Consider the following 24098-nt stretch of genomic DNA (forward strand, 5'->3'; position numbering starts at 1 on the left):
CTTGCTTTAGCAAATTTGCAAAGGCACTATGCAAACAGAGCAAAGTTGCAAATCCTAGAGGCTGCATATGGCTATTCAAAAACTCTACGCAGGCGCCAAACTGCGCGAAACGCGCTTGCGTCTTGGCCTGACGCAAAAAGACTTCGCAGCAAAGCTCGGCGTTTCGCTGCCCTACGCCAACCAGATGGAGAACAACAAGCGCCCTGTCTCAACAACAGTGGTGCTCAACCTTGCGCAGGAGTTCGGCTTTGATGTTACCGAGCTTACATCAGCAGACAGCGAACGCCTCGTGTCTGACATGCGCGAGGCCCTCGCCGATCCGGTCTTCGCCGATGATCCTCCACCGCTGGCTGACTTGCGGCTGACGGCCTCAAATGCCCAGGGTTTCGCACGCTCGTTTCTGGCCCTGCACCGTGCCTATAGACAAACCCAAGAACGTCTCGCCTCGCTCGATGAAGCCCTGGGCCGCGATGACGCCCGCGCACAGGCCAGCCCCTGGGATGAAGTGCGTGATTTCTTTCACTATTGCGACAATTACATCGACGCTGTTGACCGCGCCGCCGAGCACTTCGCCTCACAAAGCTCTGACATCTACCAAAGCGCCACCCATGCGCTGAGCCAAGCAGGCATCACTGTGCAAGAGCGCGACCAAGACAGCCTGCGCAACTTTGATCGCGCAGGCGGAACGCTAACGCTCTCTACACGCGCAACAGCCGCAACCCGCACCTTTCAAGTTCTGTTGCAGGTGGCCCTGCTCAAACAAGACAAGCTGCTTGAAGCCACACTTGATCTGGCCCGCTTTCACTCCGAAGAGGCGCGCGCCATCGCCAAGATCGGCTTGGCAAACTACTTCGCCGGGGCCGCGCTTATGCCCTACAAAGCCTTCCAGAAAGCCGCACAAGACACGCGCCACGATCTTGAGCGCCTCGCACGTCGTTTTGGCGCTTCGATCGAGCAAGTCGCGCACCGGCTCTCAACGCTGCAGCGCCCCGGAGCCAAGGGCGTGCCCTTCTTTTTTGTGCGCGTTGACCAAGCCGGAACCATCACCAAGAGGCACTCGGCCACACGGCTACAGTTCGCCCGTTTCGGTGGTGCCTGCCCGCTTTGGAACGTCCACAGAGCGTTCGAAACACCGGGCCGCTTCTTGCGCCAACTCGCCGAAACGCCTGATGGGGTGCGCTACATCTCTATCGCCTGTGATGTTAGCAAAACCGGAGGGCAATTTGGCGCCCCCACGCGCCGCTTTGCCATAGCCTTGGGCTGTGAGATAGCCCATTCACCCTCGCTTGTTTATGCCGACAGACTCAACGTGTCCGAGCGGCAAGAGTTTGAACCCATAGGCATATCCTGCCGGATTTGCGAACGTGCAAACTGCCATCAACGCTCGGTTCCACCGCTTGAGCGCCGCCTCACCATCAACCCCGACAGCCGCGGCGTGCTGCCCTATGATCTCGCCTGATGTTACGGGTGTTGGCTTACATAACCCTGTTCAGCCTCGGCGGGTATGTCGCCGTTGGGCTCCTCGAACAGAAAATGATCTACCCCTTTGACAGCACCCGCGTCAGCCCGGCAAAAGCCGGCGTTCCGAACCTCACCGAGAAAACACTTGAGGTCGACGGTGCGCAGCTTGTTACATGGGTCGCAGCACCTCGCGGGGGCAAGCCGGTCATCCTCTATTTTCACGGTAACGCGGGCAATCTGGCAAACCGTGCAGGCCGGTTCCGCCGCTTTACAGAGCGCGGGTATGGCCTTGTTGCTATGGCCTATCGCGGCTCGTCAGGGTCTACAGGCACGCCCTCGCAGAAGGCCATAACCGCCGATGTGCGCACACTATACCGACACCTTGATCGCGTCCTCAAGTCCGACAACCCCCGAGTGCTTTATGGCGAAAGTCTCGGCACTGGCGTCGTCATTCTTGGCTTGCTGGCTTCTGCCGTAACCGATGCGGAGAAAGGCGCGGGGCCACCAGCAGCCGTTGTGCTTGAAGCCCCCTATTCTTCAATTCTCGATGTCGCGCTTGGTATGTCTCCGCAACTTGAACCCCTGTCGAAGTTTCTCACTTCCACATGGGAAAGTGCAGCCAATGCCCGCTACATCAAAAGCCCGCTGCTGGTGATTCACGGGACTGAAGATGCCTTCATTCCAATTGCTCAAGGCCGGAAGGTGTTTGCCGCCGCCGCAACAAACGACAAACAGTTCCTTGCCGTCAAAGGCGGCGGGCACACTGATCTTTGGCGCTCGGATGTGCTGCCACATCTCTGGCGTTTTATCGACAGATCAAGCCGTTAGCAGCTGATACAAAGCGTCCTTCAACGCCGCCCGCTTCTTGCGCATGTCTTCCTCGGCAAACTGGCTCGCAGGCTCGACATTGGTCTCCGCACGGTGCACGGCACGGTTCACCTCATGGTATTCCTCCGCCAGATTGGCAAAATGCGCATCTGAGGTTTTTAACTCGGTGATTTTCTCTGCGAACTCGGGGAACTCGTCGTGTAGCTCATGGGGTGTATGTGACATGTTTCACTCCTGTTGATGTCTTTCACCAACAGTAGATCACTCCGCCCCGCTCTGCTTTGATCCCGATCAATTAGCGCTGCTCGGTTTCCCAGTTCGGATGCACCCAAGGCTTGTCATTGCTCGCAGGCAACATGCCCCTACCCAAAATGTGGTCGCTCGCCTTTTCACCTGTCATGATAGACGGCCCGTTGAGGTTGCCGTTCGTCACCCGTGGGAAGATCGAACTGTCCGCAACGCGCAGGCCCTCAACGCCGATCACGCGGCATTCGGGGTCAACCACAGCCATAGGGTCATCGACGCGGCCCATCTTGCAGGTGCCGCAAGGGTGATAAGCGCTCTCTGCATGTTCTCGGATCACCTCGTTAAGCTCTTCATCGCTCTGCTCTTGAACGCCGGGCAAAATCTCGTGCTTCACATAGGGTTCAAAGGCGTCCTGCGCAAAAATCTCGCGCGTGAGCCGGATGCAACGGCGAAAGTCTTCCCAGTCTTCCTCTTTGCTCATGTAGTTGAAGAAAATCTTTGGCGCCGCCGCAGGATCGGCCGATGCCAGCGTCACCTGTCCGCGTGAGGCCGAGCGCATAGGCCCGACATGTGCCTGAAATCCGTGCCCCTCCGCCGCTGCTTTGCCGTCATAGCGCACGGCGATCGGCAGGAAGTGATACTGGATGTCCGGATACTCGACACCCGCTTTTGAGCGAATGAACGCGCAGCTTTCAAAGTTGTTGGATGCGCCCAGCCCCGTCTTGGTGAACAACCAACGCGCACCGATTACGGCTTTCGAAAGCAGGTTCCAGTATTTGTAAAGCGTGATCGGCAGCTTTGAGGCAAACTGGATATACATCTCTAGATGATCTTGCAGGTTCTGCCCCACACCCGGACGGTCGGCGATCACCTCAATGCCATGCTCTTGCAAGTGTTCGGCAGGCCCGATGCCCGACAGCATCAACAGTTTTGGCGAGTTAAACGCACTCGCGGCCAGAATAACCTCGCGACCTGCAGAAATCACCTCACTAACGCCACCGCGTTTGAGTTGCACCCCCGTCGCACGCCCGCCGTCAATCACCACTTTCTCGGCCAGCCCGTTCACAACTTCACAAAGCCCCGTCTTGATCGCAGGCCGCAAATAAGCGTTCGCCGCCGACCAGCGCCGCCCCCTGTGCACTGTCTGCTCAAACGCGCCGAAGCCCTCCTGCTTCTCGCCGTTGTAGTCCTGCGTGACTTCATAACCAGCTTGCTCACCAGCTTTGACAAAGGCGTGAAACAGCGGGTTCTTGCGCGGCCCTCGGCTTACATGCAACGGGCCGTTCTTGCCGCGCCAGCTCGCATCGCCGCCCTGCCCGCCTTCGTGCCAATGCTCCATACGCTTGTAGTAGGGCAGCACGTCGGCATAGCCCCAGCCCTCGGCCCCGCTGTCACGCCAGTGATCAAAGTCGCGCGCGTGTCCGCGCACATAAACCATCCCGTTGATCGAGCTCGACCCGCCCAGCACCTTGCCACGCGGCGCAACCAGCTCGCGACCGCCCAAATGCGGCTCGGCTTCGGTTTTGTAGCCCCAGTCATACAGCCCCATGTTCATCGGATAGCTCAGCGCAGCAGGCATCTGGATGAACGGCCCGATATCTGTGCCGCCGTGCTCAATGACGATCACAGAATGCCCGGCCTCGGTGAGGCGATAGGCCATAGCACATCCCGCACTGCCAGCGCCCACAATCACGTAGTCAGCTTGTTTGTTCGTCATTGTTATTCGCCCCTCGGAAAGCGCTGCCGTTCTTCAAGCACGTTCAAATCCATATGATTGCGCATGTAGCGCTCGCTGGCTTTTTGCAGCGGCTGATAGTCCCAGGGGAAATGCCCGCCCTTGCGCAATGCCTCGTAAACAACCCAGCGCGCAGCTTGGCTCTGGCGCACCTCGGCGTCGAACTCTTCCAAATCCCAGCGCTCGGCGGCCATGCGGCGGAAAACGTCCAGCACCCGCGCATGTTCGCTGACATCGGCAAGGTTTTGCATCTCAAGCGGATCGGCCTGCATGTCAAACAACTGCTCAGGGTCAAGCGCACAGTTGGTGTATTTCCAGCGCCCGTGTCGCAGACAGATCAGCGGCGAATAGCTCGCCTCGGCAGCATATTCGATCATCACAGGGTTCTTGCGCTGCACGCCTTGGCCAAGCGGCACAAGGCTCTCGCCCTGCGTCCACGGCATCACCTCATTCATGCTCACACCAGCGAGGTCACAAAGCGTCGGGCAGATATCAAGGTTGCTGACAGGCTCTTGCACCAGCCCCGCGTTCATCTGCGGTGCCGCGATCATCAAAGGCACCCTCGCGGAGCCTTCATAAAAGCTCATCTTGAACCACAAGCCACGCTCGCCAAGCATGTCACCGTGATCGGAAACAAACACGATGATGGCCTCCTGCCGCGTTGCTTCCAGTGCTTCCATCACCTCACCGATCTTGTCATCGATGTAGGAGATATTGGCAAAGTAAGCCTGCCGCGAGCGCTTCACATTCTCTTCGGTTATGTCAAAGCTGCGCCAGTCATTTGCGTCAAAAATCCGCTGGCTATGCTGATCATGATCATCATAATCCATCGCACCAACTTCAGGCAGCAAGTGCTCGCAATCATTGTATAAATCCCAATACTTCTTGCGCGCCACATAAGGGTCGTGCGGGTGGGTAAAGCTCACCGTCAGCATCCAGGGCCGCGCGTCATTGCCGCGGCCGAGGTCATAAACCTTGCGCGTCGCGTGGTAGGCAACCTCGTCGTCATACTCAAGCTGGTTGGTGATCTCGGCAACACCAGCCCCCGTCACAGACCCCATGTTGTGATACCACCAGTCAATGCGCTCACCGGGCTTGCGGTAGTCCGGTGTCCAGCCAAAATCAGGCGGGTAAACATCGGTCGTCAGCCGCTCTTCAAAGCCGTGCAGCTGATCAGGGCCGACAAAGTGCATCTTGCCTGACAGACACGTCTGATAGCCCGCGCGGCGCAGGTGATGTGCATAGGTCGGAATAGACGAGGCAAACTCGGCGGCATTGTCATAAACCCGCGTGGCCGAGGGCAACTGCCCCGACATAAAGCTCGCCCGCCCCGGCGCACACAAGGGGCTGGCGGTATAGGCGTTCTCAAAGCGGGTCGAGCGCGCGGCAAGCTTTTTCAGGTTCGGCGCATGCAGCCAGTCGGCTGGCCCGTCAGGGAACAGCTTGCCGTTCAGTTGATCGACCATAAAAACCAGGATGTTGGGAGCGCTCATTTTTCACCTTTTTCGAGTTCGAGTTCGACATAATCCATGACTTGCTGGTTGGCGCGGGCGTTGTCTGGCACGCCGCCACCAAGTGATTGCCGCAGGTAAACCCCGTCAATCAGCGCCGCGACACGCCCGGCCACCGCTTCGGCCCGCGCACCGACAAGCGGGCGCAAGCCAAAGCGCAGGTTTGAGCGCAAGCGGCTTTGATAGATGCTCAGCAGGCGCTCGGCCTCTTCAGAGCGCTGCGCCAGAACATAGAAGTTCATCCATGACGACACCGTCTCGGAGCGGAAGTTGCGCGGCGAGAATGACGCCCGCACAATTGCCTCAACGCGCGTGGCTGGTGTGTCAGCCATAACCAAAGCGCCCCGCACCTCGGCAGCATAAACGCCCAGCATATAGCGAATGGCCGCAACGAAAATTTGCTCTTTTCCGCCAAAATAGTGATGCGCCAACGCGCTCGACATACCCGCCCGCTGCGCGATTTGGCTAACGGTCACGTCAAGTGTTCCATGTTCGCCTATTTCAGCTATTGTCGCCTTCACAAGTGCTTCTCGGCGGATCGGTTCCATTCCTATTTTTGGCATGACACCCTCTAAAGATTTGCGCTCGCTAAGATGTTTTGTTTTTATTGACGCGTCAATCAATAAAAACCAGACTGCTCAAAACCAAACGGGAGAACACCGATGAAACTTATGACAACCCTTTCAACACTGGCCATTTTTGCGGCAACCTCGGCCTTTGCCGACGGCCATTGCGACAAAGTCACATTCTCTGATGTCGGCTGGACAGACATCACCGCCACCACAGCAGCAACCACGACAGTGCTTGAAGCGCTTGGCTATGAGACCGACATCAAAGTGCTGTCCGTGCCAGTCACCTACACCGCGATGGCCGAAGGCGACGTTGACATCTTCCTTGGCAACTGGATGCCAACTATGGAAGGCGACATTGCCCCCTACCGCGAAGCAAAGACTGTCGACACAGTGCGCGAAAACCTTGAGGGCGCAAAATACACGCTGGCGATCAACAAAGCCGCGATGGATCTTGGCATCAAAGATTTTGCCGACATCGCCGCACATAAAGACGCCCTTGAAGGCAAGATTTATGGCATCGAAGCCGGCAACGACGGCAACCGCCTGATCCAGAGCATGATCGACGGAGACAACTTCGGCCTCAAGGGCTTTGAAGTTGCTGAAAGCTCGGAGCAAGGCATGCTGGCACAAGTGGGCCGCGCCTCCAAGAAAGGCGAGCCTATCGTCTTCCTCGGCTGGGAGCCGCACCCGATGAACGCCAACTTCGAGATGGGCTACCTGACAGGCGGCGACGAGTTCTTCGGCCCCGACCTTGGCGGCGCGACGATCTACACCAACACCCGCGCAGGCTATTCAGCCGATTGCACAAATGTTGGCGCGCTGCTTGGCAACCTCAAGTTCACGCTGGCAATGGAAAACGAGATCATGGGCGCGATCCTCAATGACGGCGAAGAGCCGTCAGAGGCCGCAAAAACATGGCTCAAAGCCAACCCCGAATCCTACGTGGGCTGGCTTGAAGGCGTGACAACAAAAGACGGCGGCGACGCAGTTGCTGCTGTTAAAGCCGCGCTCGACATGTAAACTAACACAACCAGGAGGCGGGCTTGTCTTTGGCCCGCCTCACCTTATTTTGCGAAGGTTATTTATATGATCAAACATTTAGTCCTAGCCGCCGCATTCACGGTCGGCGCCGTTCAGGTTCAGGCGCAATCCCACTGCCCGACAGGCGACGACATGCGCAGCGGTATCCGTATTGAAAACACCCAGACAAAGTTTCGTGCCAATTACAGCCGTGCCAGCGGCGAGCACCTCATCGAGCATCGCAGCAACCCCGGCCGTGGCGGCAAGATCGTCAAGCAAACAACCTGGTATCTCAACGGCCTTATGCCCGGTGCCACAACACGCGGCGGCGGTATGACAAAAATGGTCTACTCCCGTGATGCCACCAAGCAAGTCATGGCCCTGCCAAAGCGCGGGTTTACCGTGCGGTTGCAAACTTACTTCAACGGTCGCAAGCACGAAAAAGGCAGCACGAAATACAAGTACGAAGGACAAGGCAGCACCACAGTTGGCGGCTGCACCTATCCGGTATGGAAAGTGCACACCGACACCAAGCTCGACAACGGCTCCCGCTTCATCTGGCGGCAGTATTACTCGCCCGAGCTCGACATCACCCTGCGCAGCGAAAAGCTGACGCCAAGTGGCAATGTCGTGCACTCGATAGGCTACAACAAAATCCGCAAACAGTGACCACATAAGGGCTCAGCATGGCTTGGAACACAGACTGGATCAAAGACGACGGCAAGATCCTTATCGGTAAGAAAATTGCCGCAGTATTTGATTGGATGACCGAGGCCTTCGGCGGCTTTTTCGATCTTCTGGAAACCGTGCTGAGCACCTCTATCGACGGCGTGCTGGCGGCACTTCAGTTCCCGCCGTCCTACCTCATGGTTGCGCTGTTTGCCGCCCTCACCTGGCTGTTACAGCGCAGCCCGACGCGGGTCATCATCGTCTCGCTCTGTTTCTTGTACACCATCAACCAGGGCTACTGGGAAGAAGTCACCGAGAGCCTCGCTTTGATCTTGTTTGCAGGCGTGTTCTGCATGGGCGTCGGCATTCCCGTCGGCATATATGCCGCCCACCGCCCGAAGGTGTTTCAAGCCATCTTGCCAGTGCTCGACATGATGCAAACCATTCCGACATTCGTCTACCTGATCCCGATGATCGTGCTGTTCGGCATCGGTATGGTGCCCGGCCTTGTGGCCACATTTATCTTCGTGCTCGCAGCGCCCATTCGCCTCACGCAACTCGGCGTGTCCAGCACCCCGGTCGCGCTCATCGAGGCCGCTGAAGCCTTCGGGGCGACCAAGCGGCAACTGCTCTGGAAAGTCGAACTGCCCTCCGCCCTGCCGCAAATCATGGCTGGCCTCAACCAGACCATCATGCTCTCGCTCTCGATGGTCGTCATCGCCGCACTTGTCGGGGCCGACGGCCTCGGCGTGCCGGTCGTGCGGGCGCTCAACTCGGTCAACGCGGGCCTCGGCTTTGAGAGCGGCTTGGTGATCGTCGCCGTCGCCATTGCCCTTGACCGCATGCTGCGCGTGGAGGCCTCGACATGAGCATTTCAACGCCTCCCATCGTTCGCTTTGACAACGTCTCAATCGTCTTTGGCGACAAACCGAACGCCGCCCTGCCGCTGATGGACGAAGGCCTTGAGCGCCCCGAAATTCAGGAGCGAACAGGCCAGGTGCTCGGTGTGCACAACTGCTCCCTTGATGTGGCCGAGGGCGAGATACTCGTGCTCATGGGGCTCTCCGGCTCGGGCAAATCAACGCTGCTTCGGGCCGTCAACGGGCTTAACCCCGTTGCTCGCGGCAATGTTGAAGTCGCCTACAAAGGCGCGCAAGTCAGCGTCAACACCGCCAGCCCAAAGGCCCTACGCGACTTGCGCCTCTCGCATATCTCGATGGTGTTTCAGCAGTTCGGCCTGCTGCCTTGGCGCACCGTCGCCAGCAACGTCGGCCTCGGGCTTGAGCTTGCGGGCATGAGCACAGAGGAGCGCGACACAAAGACCCGCGAGCAGCTTGAGCTTGTCGGCCTCTCCGACTGGGCCGACCGCAAAGTCGGCGAGCTTTCCGGCGGGATGCAACAACGTGTCGGCCTTGCGCGCGCTTTCGTGACGCAAGCCCCGATCCTGCTGATGGACGAGCCTTTTTCTGCGCTTGACCCACTGATCAGAACCCGCCTGCAAGATGAGTTGCTTGAGCTACAAAGCAGCCTTGGCCGCACGATCATCTTTGTATCCCACGACCTCGACGAAGCCTTCAAAATCGGCAACCGCATCGCCATTATGGAAGGCGGGCGCATCGTGCAATGCGGCACTCCGCAGGAAATCTACACCAACCCCGCAAACGAATACGTTGCCGACTTTGTCGCCCATATGAACCCGCTCGGTGTGCTCTGCGCGCGCGATGTGATGTCGCAAGCCTACGAAGACACCCGAGGCGAAATTGACGCCAATGCCGAAATCAGTGATTTGATGGCGCATTTCGAAACGACAGAAGCGGCCATCGCGGTGATAGAAGATGGCAAAACCATCGGTCAAATATCAAAGGCCGACGTCTTGCGCCGCCTGCTAACGCCGTCAAAGTCGGCCTAAATCCGCTGCAAAAATTCAAATTCTGGCGCGTTCTGGCGCGTTCTGGCGCATGTCGCTACGCTGTGCACACCCTGTTGGAGACTGAAATGCATTTGCGCCAAGCCCTTTTCGTTACAGCAACCCTCATCGCTTTTGTCGCGCCACAACTCGTGCTCGCCGAGGCGGCTTTGCGCATGGCCGAAACGGCCGATATGGCAAAAATGGCCCCGCCGGTGCCAAAGGATGGCCCGAAAGTCATCGCCGAATGCGCGGCTGTTAAATGCACCACGATCGATCTCACCCATGCACTCGAAGCCGACTATAGCACCCTCGCAGGCATGCCGCACATTGATCGGCTGATGGTGAGCTACACCGACCTGAGCAGCCTCGATCCGCTGCTTGCAATGACCCAACTCACCGAGTTGCATATCGGCGGCACCAAGGTGCAAGACCTGTCAGAAATCGGCCAGTTCACCAAGCTTGAACTGCTGCACGCGCAGGGCCTTGGTTTGAGCGACATCAGCGCTGTCGGGCAACTGGGCGAGCTCAAAGAGCTGGTGATCGGCTCGCCGCACCTCAGCGACATTACAGCGCTCAAAAACCTGCACAATCTCAAACGTCTTGATCTGACCGGTGCGCCTGTCTCTGACATTTCGGCCCTGACAGCGCTCTCCAATCTGGAGACCATCGAGCTGTTGAATATGAGCCAACTCAAGGACATCAGCCCCCTGCTCGACTTGCCGAACCTCAAACATGTCTCTGTCACCGTCGCCAACCTCGATGCCGCCGGACAAGATGTCGTCGCCCGACTTAAGGCCAAGGGCATTCATGTCCAGGCCTTTGACATGATGGCCGTCTGTTAAGCGCTCTTCTCTCTTTTGCCCTTCGCGCACCGCGCGCTGCATTAAGTTAATTTCGCTTAACCTGCGCTGCAAAACTGTGCATACGCATTATGCACTGTGGTATGCACTGCAATATGCACGGGTTGTGCAACCCGCCCCGCACCGCCGAGGCGGCGTTAACCACTCTGCACGCAGGCCTAAGGAAACACTTGCAAACATGTGTTATGCATTGTTTTTGCTCAAATATTTTAGCAATACAGCAGTTCCTCTCTTGTGTTAGCCTCGCCCAAAAGGAGAGCCCCATGCAGCTTCGCCTCAGCTTACTCACTGCCGCAGCAATAAGCTTGACCGCCTGCCAGCCAAAACCCGACACAAGCCACGCCCGCGCAGCCGAAGAGCGCGGCCTAAAGATTGTTGCGGATTGCGTCAGCGAACAGTGCTCAACACTCAACCTCGACAACGCCTATCTGCCTGATTTTGGCACGCTCGCCAGCATGCCTCATATCACCAAGCTGATGGTCAGCTACAGCAATCTGCCAAGCCTCGACCCCTTGCTTGAGATGACACAGCTCACGGAACTGCATATTGGCGCAACTGTGGTGAGCGATCTGTCTGAGATCGCCCGTTTCAAGAACCTCAAGCTGCTGCACGCACAGCAACTCGGCGTCAGTGATATCTCTGCTATTGCGCATCTGACGGGCCTTGAGGAACTGGTGATCGGCTCGCAAAGCATAACCGATATTTCGTCTCTCAAGAGTTTGAAAAACCTCAAGAAAATCGACTTATCACATTCAAGAGTTGCAGATCTTGCCCCCCTTGCGAAGCTTCCGAAGCTGGAGACAGTCGAGCTTCTGTATATCTCCTCAAGCCCCGATCTCACGCCCCTGTTGCGTATGCGGCGCTTGAAATCCGTTTCGATCAGCTCTGAAAACCTGACAGATAAAAACAAGCAAATACTCGAGAAATTACGTGCCAAAGGTGTCAAAGTTGACGCTCAGGAACTCATCATTGTTTGCTAGATCTGTCGGCTAAAACTTCGTCGCCGGCACAACCGGTGTTCGCATCTTTCGCTTCAAAGCAGCTTCGCGCAGGGTGATGAAGCCGATCGAGCTGATGATCACCAAGCCGCCAACGACAACCCACGGGTCAAACGCTTCGTCAAACACCAGAACGCCCAGCGTCACAGCCCAGACCAGTTGCAGGAAACTGACAGGTTGGGTCACGGTTACCGGCGCAGCAGCAAAGGCCATCGACATCGTGAAATGCCCCGCCGTGGCGATAGCGGCGACAGCAAACAAGATACCAACCTCGCCCAATGTCGGTGCCACCCAGTTCATCATCGCCATAGGAAACAGCCCGACCGTGACAGTGATCGACAACATCGCAACCACAACCAAGGGGTTGGTTTCGTCAGCCATGATCTTGGCGATGAGGTAAGACACAGCAAAGACAACCGCCGCGAACAACATTCCGAGATGCCCCGCCCCCACTTCCCGAAAGCCCGGCCGCAAGATGATCAGCGCCCCGACTAAGGCAGCGACAACAGCCAGAATGCGCCGGAACGCCAGCTTTTCCCCCAAGAACAGCGCCGCCCCGATGGTGACATAAATCGGTGACAAGTAGTTCATCGCCGTCACATCAGCGATCGGAATGCGCGCCATAGCATAAAACCACAGCGTCACACCGCCCGAGTGCGCCAAGCCACGCACCCAGAAAAGCTTGTGTTGGCGCGGGGTTAGATGTGCTTTGCGCAAAGTTCCGATCATCGGAATGAAAAAGACAAGCCCCAAGGCATAGCGCAGAAATGCCGATTCAGCCGCCGGAATACGCGTGCCGTTGTGCTTGACCAGCGCTGTCACAGCGACAAACAGCACGCCCGTCACCAGCATCCAGAACACGCCCTTTACAGGTTGATAATTTGAAGACTCGTTCATTTGTTAATAGAAGCCACGAAGCACGCAGCACCGCAAGGCCAATAACTCGATTTTCTTAAAGAACCAGCTTCAGCGCAATCGCCCACATGGTGAGGCCGACGATCACATCAAGCACCCGCCATGACATCGGTTTGGAAAACAATGGCGACAAATACCGCGCGCCGTAACCCAGCAAGAAAAAGAACACAAAGCTCGCCAGCATAGCACCCAACGCGAACACGAGCTTGTCTCCATACTGCGCCGAGATCGAGCCGAGCAGCACAACAGTATCAAGGTAAACATGCGGGTTGAGAAACGTGAGCATGAGCACGGTTGTCAGCACGCCCTTGATGCTGGCCCGCACCTGCCCCCCGGTTTCAAGCGCCTCACCGCCCTTCCAAGCGGCGATGAAGTTGCGCAGGCCATACCAGAACAGGAAAGCCGCACCGCCATAGCGCATCACCGTTTCCAGCCAAGGCACGGCTTCTGCCAGCGCGCCAAAGCCGGCAACACCAGCGGCGATCAGCAGAGCGTCTGACAGCGCACATGTAATGCAGGTGATAAACACATGCTCCTGACGAATGCCTTGCCTAAGCACAAAAGCATTCTGCGCGCCAATCGCGAGGATCAGTGAAAAAGAGAGTGAAAATCCGACCCCAAACGTATGCATCATGTCTGCCCCTATACTGCTTAACGCTTGTTAACAGGGAGAATGATCAGTAATCAAATTAAAGAAGCTAAATTAGCATTAGATAGGCTTATGAACCTTGATCCACGACACCTGAACGCCCTCACCGCCATTTTGCGCAGTGGTAGCTTTGAAGCGGCCGCGCAAGAGCTGGGATTAACGCAATCGGCCGTGTCTCAACGCCTGAGTGCTTTGGAAAGCCAGATCGGGCATGTTCTTGTCTTGCGCGAAACGCCCTGTCACGCCACAGAAGTCGGGCACAAGATCGCAGCACATGCCCTCACGCTCGAGCTTATGGAAGCCCATTTGGTTGATGGCCTTTCGGGGGCGAACACGCCCAAAGACGCCGAAAAGAAACTTAAGACAATTCGCTTTGCCTGCAACGCAGATAGCCTCGACAGCTGGCTTATGCCTGCATTCGCCAAGCTTCCCGACACGGTGTTTGATCTCGTCGTCGATGATCAGGATCACGCGCTTGATTGGCTGCGCCGTGGAGAAGTGGCCGCGGCACTCACCTCATATGCCCGCCCTGTTCAGGGCTGTGATGTTACGGCATTGGGCGCCGTGCGCTATATTGCGGCGGCAAGCCCTGCTTATGTAGAGCGTTGGTTTGGTGAGGGTGTGAGCTTCGAGGGCCTGTCAAAAGCGCCGATGCTGCGCTTTAACCCCAAGGACGATTTGCAATTTGTCTGGATGCAACAGCGATTTAACAAGACGGCAACACCGCCCTATCACACTGTGCCTTCAACCGCTGGGTTCGCCAAAGCAGCAGAGCTTGGCATGGGCTGGGGAATGATCCCCGAACCCATGATCACCAAAGAACTTGCGCAGACAACCCTTGTGCCACTGGATGAGAAAGCAACCTACGACCTGGCTCTCTATGTGCAGCACAGCCGGATGCTTGCAGGGCCGCTTGCACCGTTGCTGACCGCTCTAAAGCAGGCGGCCAAGGGCGTGCTTCACCCGACGCACTAGACATTCGGCTTAGTCTTCCGCGAGCTGCGCCATAACTTCGTCTGACGCCTCAAAGTTGGTGGTCACACGCTGCACATCGTCGTCATCTTCCAAAGCATCGACAAGCTTCATCAGCTTCTGCATGTCTTCCAGCTCAAGCTCGGTGCTCATGTTAGGGCGCCATGTCAGTTTTGTGCTGACGGACTCACCCAACTCGGCCTCAAGCGCTGTCGATACTTCGTTCAGGTCAGTGTCAGCACACCAAACAGTGTGGCCCTCTTCCGAGCTTTCGACATCTTCGGCTCCGGCTTCAATTGCAGCCATCATCACAGTGTCGGCGTCACCTGCATCAGCCTCGTAGCTGACTTCACCCTTGCGCTCGAACATAAAGGCAACCGAGCCTGTCTCGCCCAAGTTGCCACCGTTCTTGGTGAAGGTTGAACGCACACTAGAGGCCGTCCGGTTGCGATTGTCTGTCATCGCTTCCACGATCACCGCAACGCCGTTGGGCCCGTAGCCTTCATAGCGGATCTCTTCGTAGTCGTCGCCCTCGCCCGCCGCTGATTTCTTGATCGCGCGGTCGATCACATCTTTGGGCACTGATTGCGACTTGGCCTCTTTCACAGCCAGCCGCAGGCGCGGGTTGTTGTCCGGGTCAGGGTCACCCATTTTCGCCGCCACAGTGATCTCTTTGGAGAGCTTGGAAAACAGTTTCGAGCGCAGTTTGTCCTGGCGCCCTTTACGGTGTTGAATATTTGCCCATTTGGAGTGGCCAGCCATTTGAAGATCCTCAGAATTAAAGCGTTTCGCGCTATTGCCTACCTAAATAGTAAAGCGAAACGCGCACTACTTATTGATGTCGTGGGCGCTTCGCAATCAAGCTGTGTTCCTGCTTTCGTGCGAAACGCTTTAGTGTTTGCGCATCTATAGGGGATGAGGGGTGCAGGGTTCAACCTCATGCACGCATATTCATTTTTAGTTGCCATGTTAACAAACTTGCTGCTAGGCTGCCTTCTATAGGCGACTATTGTATGTAGATCGCCGACAAAGGGAGAGAAACATGCAATTCACAAAGACAATCAAGGCGCTTGCCGTGGCTTCGGCCATGGTTTTGGCAACTGCTGCTCAGGCCGAATGGGCGCCAAAAGGCCCGCTGACCATCCAGATCGGATTTGGCGCAGGCGGCTCAACAGACACGATCGGGCGCATTATCGCGCAGACCATGAAGGAACAAACCGGCTGGAACGTGATCGCCGAAAACAAACCCGGCGGCGGCGGTGTTGCTATGTTTACAGGTATCGCCAACCGTCCTGCCAACGGCACCGTGATCGGCCTTGGCGTGAGCATGCCAATCCTGATCAATCTTGTGAACCGCCCCGAAAAGCTTAAATTCAACCTTGATAGTTTTGACTACCTTGGCACAGCCTCACGGGCTCAGCTGGCGTTGATTGCCCGCACCGACGCTCCGTTTGACGATGTTCCCGGCCTTGTCGAACATGCCAAGTCAAATGACGCCCCCATATCGTCTGATGCAAAACCTCAAGAGCTGGCCATGCGTTTTGTGATGGCCCAAGCGGGTGTCGACTTCCAGTTCCTGGCAACAAAAGGCGGCGCGGAAAACACCAAACTTATCCTCGGTGGCCAAGCAATTGCAGGCTTTGAAGCCGGCGAACACCTGCCGTTCTTGGAAAGCGGCGAGATCAAAATGATCGCCTCGATGAACAACACCCGGCACAACTATGCGCCCGACACGCCAACGCTGCAAGAACAGGGCTTTGACATCTATGTTGACCCTTACTTTTTCTTTGCGACGACAGCCGGAACACCGGACGACGCCAAAGCAGCTTTGACAGCCGCGCTCGCAGCAGCACTCGAGGCTGATGACGTTAAATCCGTTGTCGCGAACACACTCAAGACGCCGATTATTAATCTCGGCCCTGAAGGCACCAAAGCGATGCTCGTAGACGGCGTCGGGAATGTTGCAACGCTGTTTGCGAAGTAAGATGGCAAATGATCGTCTAACAGGCGCCTTCTTTGTCCTCTTCGGGGTGATCCTATGGTTTTGGATCATCCCAACACAGGTCGACGCCGTTGACTATGGCTGGGTAAAACCGCGCACCGTGCCCTTGGCGCTCGCCGCTTTGCTGGCGTTCTGTGGCGCTGCGCTTATCTTTGCCCCCTCCTCGGAAATCTTGCCCGAAACCCACAACAACCACAAAAACCATTGGCTTCGCGCCGCGCTGTTTGCCGGGCTTCTCGTTGTGGGCCTCGCCCTGATGAAAGCATTTGGCTTTATGCTCACCGCACCACCGCTGGCCTTTGCGCTAATGTGGCTGGCCCATGAGCGGCGCCCGCTTTGGCTGTTGTTGGGCGCGGTGGCTGTGCCCGCATTTATCTGGCTGACCGTCGCGCAGCTTCTGGAACGCCCACTTCCTTAACGCCTTCTGCCCAAAGGACACTCTATGCCTGAACTCAGCATTATGCTTGCCGGCTTTGGCGACGCGCTTACACCGATCAACTTGTTCTTTGTGGTTTGCGGCGTCGCCCTCGGCCAGTTTGTCGGCGCAGTTCCCGGCATCGGCCCTGTCATGGCTATGGCCATCGCCATCCCGTTTACCTTTGGCTTGGACCCGCTCGCTGGCATCGGCTTTTTGGTGGGCGTTAACAAAGGCGGGCTTGTCGGCGGCGCTATACCGGCTGTGTTGCTCAACACCCCCGGCACGCCCGACGCCGCCGCAACGGCGCTTGACGGCTACCCGCTTGCCAAGCAAGGCAAGCCGTTGAAGGCAACCAAGATGGCACTCTATTCGTCGGTCACCGGCGATACGTTTTCTGATATCGTGCTGATAACCATCTCCGCTCCGCTCGCCGTTCTTGCGCTTAGAATGGGGCCAGTCGAGGTCTTCGGCCTTATGCTTCTCGCTTTCGCCGTCATTGCGGGGCTCATGGGGCAGTCGATGCTCAAGGGCGTTATCGCGATCGCCCTCGGGCTTTTGGCGGCGATGGTCGGAACCGACCCCGAGCATGGCACTCCACGCTTGTTCTTTGATCAATACGAGCTTTACGACGGCCTGCCGCTTCCTGCTGTAGCTATTGGTATGCTGGCAATCTCCGAGCTGCTGCGCCGCCTAAGTGAAACAAAGCCGAATGTGAGTGCAGCGATCAGGCTGCCCAAGAACCAACCGAAATCAGACGCGGCCGTCAGTTGGGCCGAGTTCTGGGCTTGCCGCTATACGATCCTGCGCGGCTCGGTTATCGGAACTATACTGGGCGCTTTGCCAGGTATCGGCTCGACCGCAGCAGCCTTCATGTCCTACGCCTCGGCGCGCAGCGCCAACAAAGACCCCAAGAGTTTTGGTAAGGGCAACTTACATGGAATCGCAGCGTCAGAGTCAGCCAATAGCTCGGTCATGGGCGCGAACATGATCCCTCTTCTCACCCTCGGCATCCCCGGCTCGGTCGGCGCGGCGCTGATCATCTCGGCCTTTATGATTCACGGTATTCAACCCGGCCCGTTCCTGTTCGAAAACCAGGGCCGCCTCATTTACGGCCTCTTCGGAGCCATGCTGATAGCCAACTTCAGCAACCTGATGCTCGGCCAGTTTGGTCTTCGCTTTTGGGTCAAGGTGGTGTCCGCACCCGAAAGCTTCATCTTTTCCTCGGCGCTGCTCATGTGCTTTGTGGGCGTCTACCTCGCATCTGGTGGCCTTTTCGGCATCGGCATCATGCTTGCATTCGCAGTGTTGGGGTATGTCATGACATCCCTCGGCATCCCGATCGTTGTGTTCATCATCGCCTTTTTCCTTGGGCCACGGCTTGAGATATCACTCAGCCAGACGCTGTCCTTGCTCAATGGCAAACCCGAAAAACTGCTCGACTACCCAATCGGCCTTGTTCTCATGGTCCTAGCCGTTATCACTGCTGTGCTTCTCTCGCGCCGCCGTGACAAAGGCTGACGAGGCTGTGCGCATTTTCCCGTTCTAACTCCTGCGGCGTCGCGTTAGTGTCACCATATGACACAAGATCAAATCATCCTGTTTTCGCTCTTCGCTGGCGTCTTTGCCCTACTTCTCTGGGGCCGCTGGCGCTATGACCTTGTGGCCTTCGCCGCGCTTATGCTCGGAGTCGTGCTTGGTGTGGTTGACACGAAACACGCATTTGACGGCTTCGGTCACCCCGCGACAATCGTTGTCGCTCTGGTACTGGTCGTCTCCGCGGGCCTTGTGCGTTCCGGAGCGATCTATCTGATCACCCGCACACTCGTTGACAGCACCCGCAAACTCGGCACGCATATTGCCATAATGGGCGCGGTTGGCGGCATCTTGTCGGGCTTTATGAACAACGTCGCAGCCCTCGCGCTTCTCATGCCCGTTGACATTCAGACCGCCCGCAAAGCTGGCCGCGCTCCCGGCCTGTCGCTGATGCCGCTGAGCTTCGCAACCATCCTCGGCGGCATGGCCACACTGATCGGCACCCCGCCCAATATCATTATCGCCTCGATCCGTGGTGAAACCCTCGGCGAGCCCTTTGCAATGTTTGACTTTGCGCCGGTCGGCGGCATCACTGCCCTCGTCGGTCTACTTTTCGTGGCCTTTTTCGGCTGGCGGCTTATCCCCAACAATTCCGACACGGCAAAAGACGCTGAGGACTTTTCCGCCTACGTTGCCGAACTGACAATTCCGGAAGGCTCAAAGCAGATCGGCAAACGTGTCGCCGAGCTTGAGGAAGCCGCAGAAAAGGCAGACGTCGCAATCATCGGCCTCATGCGCGACGGCAAGCGCCGCTACGGTGCAGCGCGCAACTCTCGCCTACGTGCGGGGGATACTCTGGTGCTCGAAGCCAGCCCAGATGCGCTTGACGAGTTCCGCGCCACACTGAGCCTCGCCTTCGCCGACATACAGCGCGAGGAGCGCCTCAAAGCGGCTGGCGAAGGGCTCGATCTGGTAGAAGTCGTTGTGACAGAAGAAGCCCGCATCAACGGCAAAACCGCAATGAATGTTGGCCTCTCATGGCGCAAGCAAACCGTGCTGATGGGCATATCCCGACAGGGCCGCAAGATCACCAGCCATATCCGCAAAACCGAAATTCAAGCCGGAGACATCCTGTTGCTTCTCGTCCCGAAAGACGCTGGCCCCTATGTGACCGAGTGGCTTGGGTGCCTGCCACTTGCCAACCGTGGCCTTGCTGTGACGCAAGACAGCAAAACTTGGCTCGCCATCGGGCTGTTCGCCGCTGCTGTTGCCGCCGCAAGTGTCGGGCTCGTCTACCTGCCCATCGCGCTCGGCCTTGTGGTTGTCGCCTACGTGCTGCTCAAAATCCTGCCGTTGAGCGAGCTTTATGATCACATCAACTGGCCTGTCGTCGTGTTGCTCGGCTCAATGATCCCCCTCGGCGCAGCGCTCGAAACCTCTGGCGGGACAGAGCTGCTGGCCTCCTCCATGCTCAGCTTCACCTCCGGCATGCCGGCCTGGGCGATCCTGACAGTGCTGATGCTGGTCACCATGACGCTCTCTGATGTGCTCAACAACACCGCCACCACCATCGTCGCTGCCCCTGTCGGTATCGAAATGGCCCGCGCGCTTGATGTCTCTCCAGATCCGTTCCTGATGGCCGTCGCCGTGGCCGCAAGTTCCGCGTTCCTTACCCCCATCGGCCACAAGAACAACACGCTGATCCTTGGCCCGGGCGGGTATAAGTTTGGCGACTACTGGCGCATGGGCTTGCCGCTGGAAGTTATCGTCGTTGCGGTGTCGATTCCGCTGATTTTGGTGTTCTGGCCAATGTAAAACTTGCGAATGACTCGCAATTTTCGAGATCGTGCCTATATCCACTATATGAACAGACGCCAATTTACCTTCTCGCTCGGCGCGCTAACTGCTGCGCCACTCATTCCTACACTTGCCAGTGCCGGAGCACCGACAGCTGCGCTGTCGAGCACCGCTGCGCGCATTTACCCTTGGGCGGCGCAGTTCACGCGCGTCAATGGCCAAGCCAGCGCAGCAAAGCTCGTACAAGTGTTCAGGATTTCGCCACAAGCCGCTGCAGAAATCAGCGCAGAGCTGGTATCAAAGGGGGTCGTCACCCCTGCCGCGGGCGGCGCGTTGCAAGCAGTCAAACCCGTGAACTGGAAAGCACTCTATGCTGGCCATACCAGCGCTCCTGTGCAGGCCGTCGGCAAGCTCAAAGGCAAGATGCGCGATGCTCTGGAGAACTCGCTCAAAGAGGCCACAGTATCGGAATCAGAGCCGACGCCAGAAGACCAATCGACAGATTCAGCGGAATGCCCACGCGCATAAAATCAGTGAACTTGTAGCCGCCGGGGCCGTAAACCAGCATGTTGGTCTGGTATCCGATCGGCGTCGCGAAGGATGCACTCGCGGCGACCATGACAGCCACAATCAAGGGCCTGGCATCAATCCCCAGAGCATCGGCTATACCGATCGCGACAGGCGTAATAACAACCGCAACCGCGTTGTTGCTGACAAGCTCGGTCAGCACACTTGTCAGCAAATAGATCGCCCAGACGATCAGAAACGGCGGCATGATCGACAGCATAGGTGCAATCGCCCGCACGATCATCTCGACAGCGCCCGTGGCTTGCAAAGCAGCACCGATAGCAAGCATCGCGAAGATCAGCGTTAGAAGCCGCCCGTCAACAAAGGAAAAGGCCTCCTCGGCGTCAATACAACGTGACAGAAGAACCACGGCCACAGCCAGTATCGCCAACAGGAAAATCGGCGCAACGCCAAAGCCGGCCAAGACAACAAGCGCAACAAGCACCCCGATCGCCACCGGTGCATGCTCTCGGCGGTAAGCCTTGTCTTGTGGCTGGTTGACCTCGACCAAATCCATGTCACTTGCCAAGCGGTGAATGTCATCCGGTGCACCTTCCAGCAAAAGCGTATCACCGACCCGCACCACCAACTCGTCAAGTTGACGGCCAATGTTCTGGTTCCGGCGATGCACCGCCAGCGGATAGACACCGTAACGCCGCCGCAGCCGCAACGCGCCAAGCTTGCGCCCGATCATCCGCGCGCCCGGCGTTATCAGCACCTCAACAGTCGTGGTTTCAACCGCCGAAACCTGATCAACCCGCTTGAGCTCTTTGTTGCGTTGCAGGCCCAAAAGCTCTGTCATCTCGGTGCGCAGCACGACACGGTCACCGACTTGTAAAACCACGTCCTTAAGGTTGCGCCGTAGCGAGCTGTCACCGCGCACAACGTCAATCAACCGCACACCGTCGCGCTTGAACAGCTGGATGCCCATCACCTCGCGCCCGATCATGTTGCTCTCCGGAGGGATAACGGCCTCGGTGAAAAACTTCATCTTGCTGCGATTGCTGAGCAGACTGGCCATGCTGTCACGCTCGGGCAGCAGCATCGGGCTGATAAACCGTAGGTAGATCATCCCCCATATGACAAGCACGATGCCCAGCGGTGTCACTTCAAAAATGCTGAACGCCGCCTGCCCGTTGGCACGCGCCACACCGTCAACCAACAGGTTTGTCGAGGTGCCGATCAGCGTCATCGTGCCGCCGAGAATAGCCGCATATGACAGCGGAATGAGCAGCCGCGAAGCCGAAATTCCCATCGTTTTGGCCAGTTGCACAAACACCGGAATCATCACCACAACGACAGGTGTGTTTGACACAAACGCCGAGGCAATCACCACAAAAGCCATCAACATGCCGATTGCCAAAGCCGGGTTTGTCTTGGCAACCTTGTCTGCAACGCTGGTAAACCGCGCCAGCGCCCCCGTGCGCACCAAAGCCCCCATGACGATGAACATCGCCGCGATCGTCCAGGGCGCAGGGTTTGAAAGCACATCAAGGCCTGCCTGATAAGGCAGCAAATCAAAGATCAGCATGAAAGCCACACCGCCGATGGCAACAACTTCGGTCGGGTAAGTCTCGCGCACAAACAGCGCAAACATGCCGGCAACAACCGCAAGGGTCATTAAGGCCTGCGTCGTTTGGCTCAGCTCAAAAAGGCCCATACTGATACGTCTTTCTTATTCTTGTTGCTGCTGATTTTCGCTTTTGTGGTGCGCTTACGCAAGCGCTTCCTTGTTGCGCGGTTGCACAAGGAACATCCCCGCAAGCATCAGCCCGAGCGCGGCCCAAATATAGGGCGAGTATGCCTCCTTCAAAAGCAGCATCGACCACACAACACCGAAGATCGTTACAAGGTAGGAAACCTGCGCCGCAAACACCGCCCCCGCACGTCCGACAAGCCAGACATAGCCGGAATAGACCGCTGCATGGATCAAAGAACTGGTAACAAGAGCGCTTTCTGGCACGCCAAACGGCACAGGGTTAACCCATTGTCCCGTGACAAGCGCCAGCGGCAACATGATCACCATAGCCACGAAGGATGCACCAAACAGAGTGCCAACAGGGTTCAGGCCTTCTGTGCCAAATTTGGCAACATAGTTTCCTTCGATGCCGTAGAAAAACGGCGCGATGAGCGCTAGCGGAATAAATGCAGCCATAGCCCGCTCTGGCAAGCTTGCCTCCGGCCCGACCAGCAAGGCAACCCCCGCCAGCCCGATGGCTAACCCAAGCATGCGCCGCGCGCTGAAGCGATCTGTGCCCATCATCAAAGCAATCGGAAATGCAAACATCGGCACCATCGAGATGATCAGCGCCATAACGCCCGCAGGCAAATGTGCCGCCGCATTGTAGCTAACAGCATTTGGCAAAATTGTGCCAACAAGCGCAACAACGAGATAAAGCTTGATGTGCCGCGCTTCCAGCTCAAGCCGGCCTCCGCGTGCATAGGTCAGCCCACCTAGAACAACGGTGCAAATGAACACATCCCAGAACACCAGCCCAAGCGCTTGGTGCCCGGTTGAGACAACTATCTTGGTTAACGGGATCGTCAAACCCCACCCCGACCCAATCACTAGCAACGCGATGATTGGCCCCAAGTTACGCATTACGGCATCGCTTCTTCCAGCCGTCCGCCGACCCGCACCATACGCAGCTTCAGAGCCTTGCCGGTCTTGTCGTCGGTCTCGACATAAATGCCCGAAAGCGTTGCCTCGCCCGTTGCAGGCGTAAAACGGCCCTTGTTCATACCGGTCACAAACCGGCGCATCGGTTCGGCTTTTTCCATGCCAATCACACTGAGATAGTCGCCGCACATGCCAGCATCCGTAAGGTAGGCCGTGCCATTGGGCAAAATCTGTGCATCAGCCGTCGGCACATGCGTATGCGTGCCCACAACAAGGCTCGCACGCCCGTCGCAAAACTGGCCCATCGCCATCTTCTCGCTGGTCGCTTCACAATGCACATCAACAATCGCCGCCTGCACGGCACCGCCAAGTATGTGCTTTTTTAGAACCGCATCAATCTGCCCGAACGGGTCTTCATAAGCGCGCTTCATAAACACTTGCCCAAGCACCTGTGCGACCAGAACCTTGCGCCCGCGCGTGTCCTGAAACACCTTCGCGCCAATGCCCGGAGCACCCTTGGCAAAATTCACAGGTCGCACGATCCGCGGCTCACTGCCGATAAAGCTCAGCATGTCTTTTTGGTCAAACGCATGGTCGCCAAGCGTGAGGCAATCAACCCCCGCCTCTAGCAACGCCTTGGCATGCTCTCCAGAAAGGCCCATGCCGTTGCTGGCGTTCTCCCCATTGACCACAACAAAGTCGAGCCCCCACGCCTCGCGCAGCCCCTTAAGCTTCTCGCCCACAGCCTTGCGCCCAGCGCGGCCCATCACATCGCCTAAAAACAGTAATTTCATATCATCGTTCCTAGGCCGCAAC

At 57.3% G+C, this 24098-nt stretch carries 24 protein-coding genes; 14 read left to right on the plus strand and 10 right to left on the minus strand.

Annotated features, from left to right (window positions below; all coding sequences use genetic code 11):
- Nucleotides 1-67 precede the first annotated feature (67 nt).
- Nucleotides 68-1459 (plus strand): helix-turn-helix domain-containing protein, encoded by a 1392-nt coding sequence (locus tag KO498_RS02805; protein ID WP_215958367.1) that lies wholly within the window; start codon nucleotides 68-70, stop codon nucleotides 1457-1459.
- Complete coding sequence (locus KO498_RS02810) at nucleotides 1459-2289, plus strand: alpha/beta hydrolase (RefSeq protein ID WP_215958368.1); 831 nt, start codon at nucleotides 1459-1461, stop codon at nucleotides 2287-2289. Before KO498_RS02805 ends, KO498_RS02810 begins: the two co-directional genes overlap by 1 nt.
- On the opposite strand, the gene KO498_RS02815 is transcribed toward KO498_RS02810, so the two are convergent.
- The 4 genes from KO498_RS02815 to betI form a co-directional block, all read right to left on the minus strand.
- Nucleotides 2278-2514, minus strand: a complete 237-nt coding sequence (locus KO498_RS02815; protein ID WP_215958369.1) for a YdcH family protein — start codon at nucleotides 2512-2514, stop codon at nucleotides 2278-2280. The two genes, KO498_RS02810 and KO498_RS02815, sit on opposite strands and share 12 nt — an antisense overlap.
- 70 nt (nucleotides 2515-2584) lie before the next feature.
- Nucleotides 2585-4252, minus strand: coding sequence for a choline dehydrogenase (gene betA / locus KO498_RS02820; protein ID WP_215958370.1), 1668 nt, complete (start codon nucleotides 4250-4252; stop codon nucleotides 2585-2587).
- A gap of 2 nt (nucleotides 4253-4254) precedes the next feature.
- On the minus strand, nucleotides 4255-5763 hold the full coding sequence (betC, locus tag KO498_RS02825) for a choline-sulfatase (protein ID WP_215958371.1): 1509 nt from the start codon (nucleotides 5761-5763) through the stop codon (nucleotides 4255-4257).
- Nucleotides 5760-6344, minus strand: a complete 585-nt coding sequence (betI, locus tag KO498_RS02830; RefSeq protein WP_215958372.1) for a choline-binding transcriptional repressor BetI — start codon at nucleotides 6342-6344, stop codon at nucleotides 5760-5762. Before betI ends, betC begins: the two co-directional genes overlap by 4 nt.
- Nucleotides 6345-6443: 99 nt before the next feature.
- Here betI and choX point away from each other — a divergent pair, with 99 nt between their 5' ends.
- The 6 genes from choX (at nucleotide 6444) to KO498_RS02860 (ending at nucleotide 11791) form a co-directional block, all read left to right on the plus strand.
- Nucleotides 6444-7373 carry a choline ABC transporter substrate-binding protein gene (gene choX, locus KO498_RS02835; protein ID WP_215958373.1) on the plus strand — a complete coding sequence of 310 codons (930 nt, stop codon included), beginning with the start codon at nucleotides 6444-6446 and terminating at the stop codon, nucleotides 7371-7373.
- Between the two features lie 66 nt (nucleotides 7374-7439).
- Nucleotides 7440-8042, plus strand: a complete 603-nt coding sequence (locus tag KO498_RS02840; protein WP_215958374.1) for a hypothetical protein — start codon at nucleotides 7440-7442, stop codon at nucleotides 8040-8042.
- 17 nt (nucleotides 8043-8059) lie between these two features.
- On the plus strand, nucleotides 8060-8911 hold the full coding sequence (gene choW, locus KO498_RS02845) for a choline ABC transporter permease subunit (RefSeq protein ID WP_215958375.1): 852 nt from the start codon (nucleotides 8060-8062) through the stop codon (nucleotides 8909-8911).
- Complete coding sequence (choV, locus tag KO498_RS02850) at nucleotides 8908-9951, plus strand: choline ABC transporter ATP-binding protein (protein WP_215958376.1); 1044 nt, start codon at nucleotides 8908-8910, stop codon at nucleotides 9949-9951. Before choW ends, choV begins: the two co-directional genes overlap by 4 nt.
- Before the next feature lie 86 nt (nucleotides 9952-10037).
- Nucleotides 10038-10793, plus strand: a complete 756-nt coding sequence (locus KO498_RS02855; protein WP_215958377.1) for a leucine-rich repeat domain-containing protein — start codon at nucleotides 10038-10040, stop codon at nucleotides 10791-10793.
- 281 nt (nucleotides 10794-11074) lie between these two features.
- Nucleotides 11075-11791, plus strand: coding sequence for a leucine-rich repeat domain-containing protein (locus tag KO498_RS02860; protein ID WP_215958378.1), 717 nt, complete (start codon nucleotides 11075-11077; stop codon nucleotides 11789-11791).
- Between the two features lie 9 nt (nucleotides 11792-11800).
- Here KO498_RS02860 and KO498_RS02865 read toward each other — a convergent pair whose 3' ends face one another.
- On the minus strand, nucleotides 11801-12706 hold the full coding sequence (locus KO498_RS02865; RefSeq protein ID WP_215958379.1) for a DMT family transporter: 906 nt from the start codon (nucleotides 12704-12706) through the stop codon (nucleotides 11801-11803).
- Between the two features lie 55 nt (nucleotides 12707-12761).
- Nucleotides 12762-13355 carry a LysE/ArgO family amino acid transporter gene (locus KO498_RS02870; RefSeq protein ID WP_215958635.1) on the minus strand — a complete coding sequence of 198 codons (594 nt, stop codon included), beginning with the start codon at nucleotides 13353-13355 and terminating at the stop codon, nucleotides 12762-12764.
- Between the two features lie 90 nt (nucleotides 13356-13445).
- Here KO498_RS02870 and KO498_RS02875 point away from each other — a divergent pair, with 90 nt between their 5' ends.
- Complete coding sequence (locus KO498_RS02875) at nucleotides 13446-14348, plus strand: LysR family transcriptional regulator ArgP (RefSeq protein WP_215958380.1); 903 nt, start codon at nucleotides 13446-13448, stop codon at nucleotides 14346-14348.
- A gap of 9 nt (nucleotides 14349-14357) precedes the next feature.
- Here the strand turns inward: KO498_RS02875 and KO498_RS02880 are convergent, their stop codons facing one another.
- Nucleotides 14358-15107 carry a YebC/PmpR family DNA-binding transcriptional regulator gene (locus tag KO498_RS02880; RefSeq protein ID WP_215958381.1) on the minus strand — a complete coding sequence of 250 codons (750 nt, stop codon included), beginning with the start codon at nucleotides 15105-15107 and terminating at the stop codon, nucleotides 14358-14360.
- A 280-nt stretch (nucleotides 15108-15387) separates the two neighbouring features.
- Between KO498_RS02880 and KO498_RS02885 the strand changes: the two genes are divergently transcribed.
- From KO498_RS02885 to KO498_RS02905, 5 genes are read left to right on the plus strand one after another with little or no spacing between them, the layout of a single operon-like run.
- Nucleotides 15388-16329, plus strand: a complete 942-nt coding sequence (locus KO498_RS02885; protein ID WP_215958382.1) for a tripartite tricarboxylate transporter substrate binding protein — start codon at nucleotides 15388-15390, stop codon at nucleotides 16327-16329.
- 1 nt (nucleotide 16330) lies between these two features.
- A complete protein-coding gene (locus KO498_RS02890) occupies nucleotides 16331-16765 on the plus strand; it encodes a tripartite tricarboxylate transporter TctB family protein (protein ID WP_215958383.1) in 435 nt (144 codons plus the stop codon).
- 24 nt (nucleotides 16766-16789) lie between these two features.
- A complete protein-coding gene (locus KO498_RS02895) occupies nucleotides 16790-18283 on the plus strand; it encodes a tripartite tricarboxylate transporter permease (RefSeq protein WP_215958384.1) in 1494 nt (497 codons plus the stop codon).
- Between the two features lie 57 nt (nucleotides 18284-18340).
- Complete coding sequence (locus KO498_RS02900; protein WP_215958385.1) at nucleotides 18341-20113, plus strand: SLC13 family permease; 1773 nt, start codon at nucleotides 18341-18343, stop codon at nucleotides 20111-20113.
- Nucleotides 20114-20122: 9 nt separating this feature from the next.
- Entirely contained in the window at nucleotides 20123-20623 is a 501-nt protein-coding gene (locus KO498_RS02905; protein ID WP_215958386.1) for a hypothetical protein, read from the plus strand.
- On the opposite strand, the gene KO498_RS02910 is transcribed toward KO498_RS02905, so the two are convergent.
- Genes KO498_RS02910 through KO498_RS02920 form a run of 3 tightly spaced genes read right to left on the minus strand, consistent with a single transcriptional unit; the run spans nucleotide 20544 to nucleotide 24076 of the window.
- The gene (locus KO498_RS02910; protein ID WP_215958387.1) at nucleotides 20544-22322 is read right to left on the minus strand and encodes an SLC13 family permease; all 1779 of its coding nucleotides are present in this window, start codon (nucleotides 22320-22322) and stop codon (nucleotides 20544-20546) included. The genes KO498_RS02905 and KO498_RS02910 overlap by 80 nt on opposite strands.
- 54 nt (nucleotides 22323-22376) lie before the next feature.
- The gene (locus KO498_RS02915) at nucleotides 22377-23264 is read right to left on the minus strand and encodes a DMT family transporter (RefSeq protein ID WP_215958388.1); all 888 of its coding nucleotides are present in this window, start codon (nucleotides 23262-23264) and stop codon (nucleotides 22377-22379) included.
- On the minus strand, nucleotides 23264-24076 hold the full coding sequence (locus KO498_RS02920) for a TIGR00282 family metallophosphoesterase (RefSeq protein ID WP_215958389.1): 813 nt from the start codon (nucleotides 24074-24076) through the stop codon (nucleotides 23264-23266). The genes KO498_RS02915 and KO498_RS02920 overlap by 1 nt, the downstream gene beginning before the upstream one ends.
- Nucleotides 24077-24098 lie beyond the last annotated feature (22 nt).

It is taken from the genome of Lentibacter algarum (assembly GCF_018860975.1).
GTDB lineage: Bacteria > Pseudomonadota > Alphaproteobacteria > Rhodobacterales > Rhodobacteraceae > Lentibacter > Lentibacter algarum_A.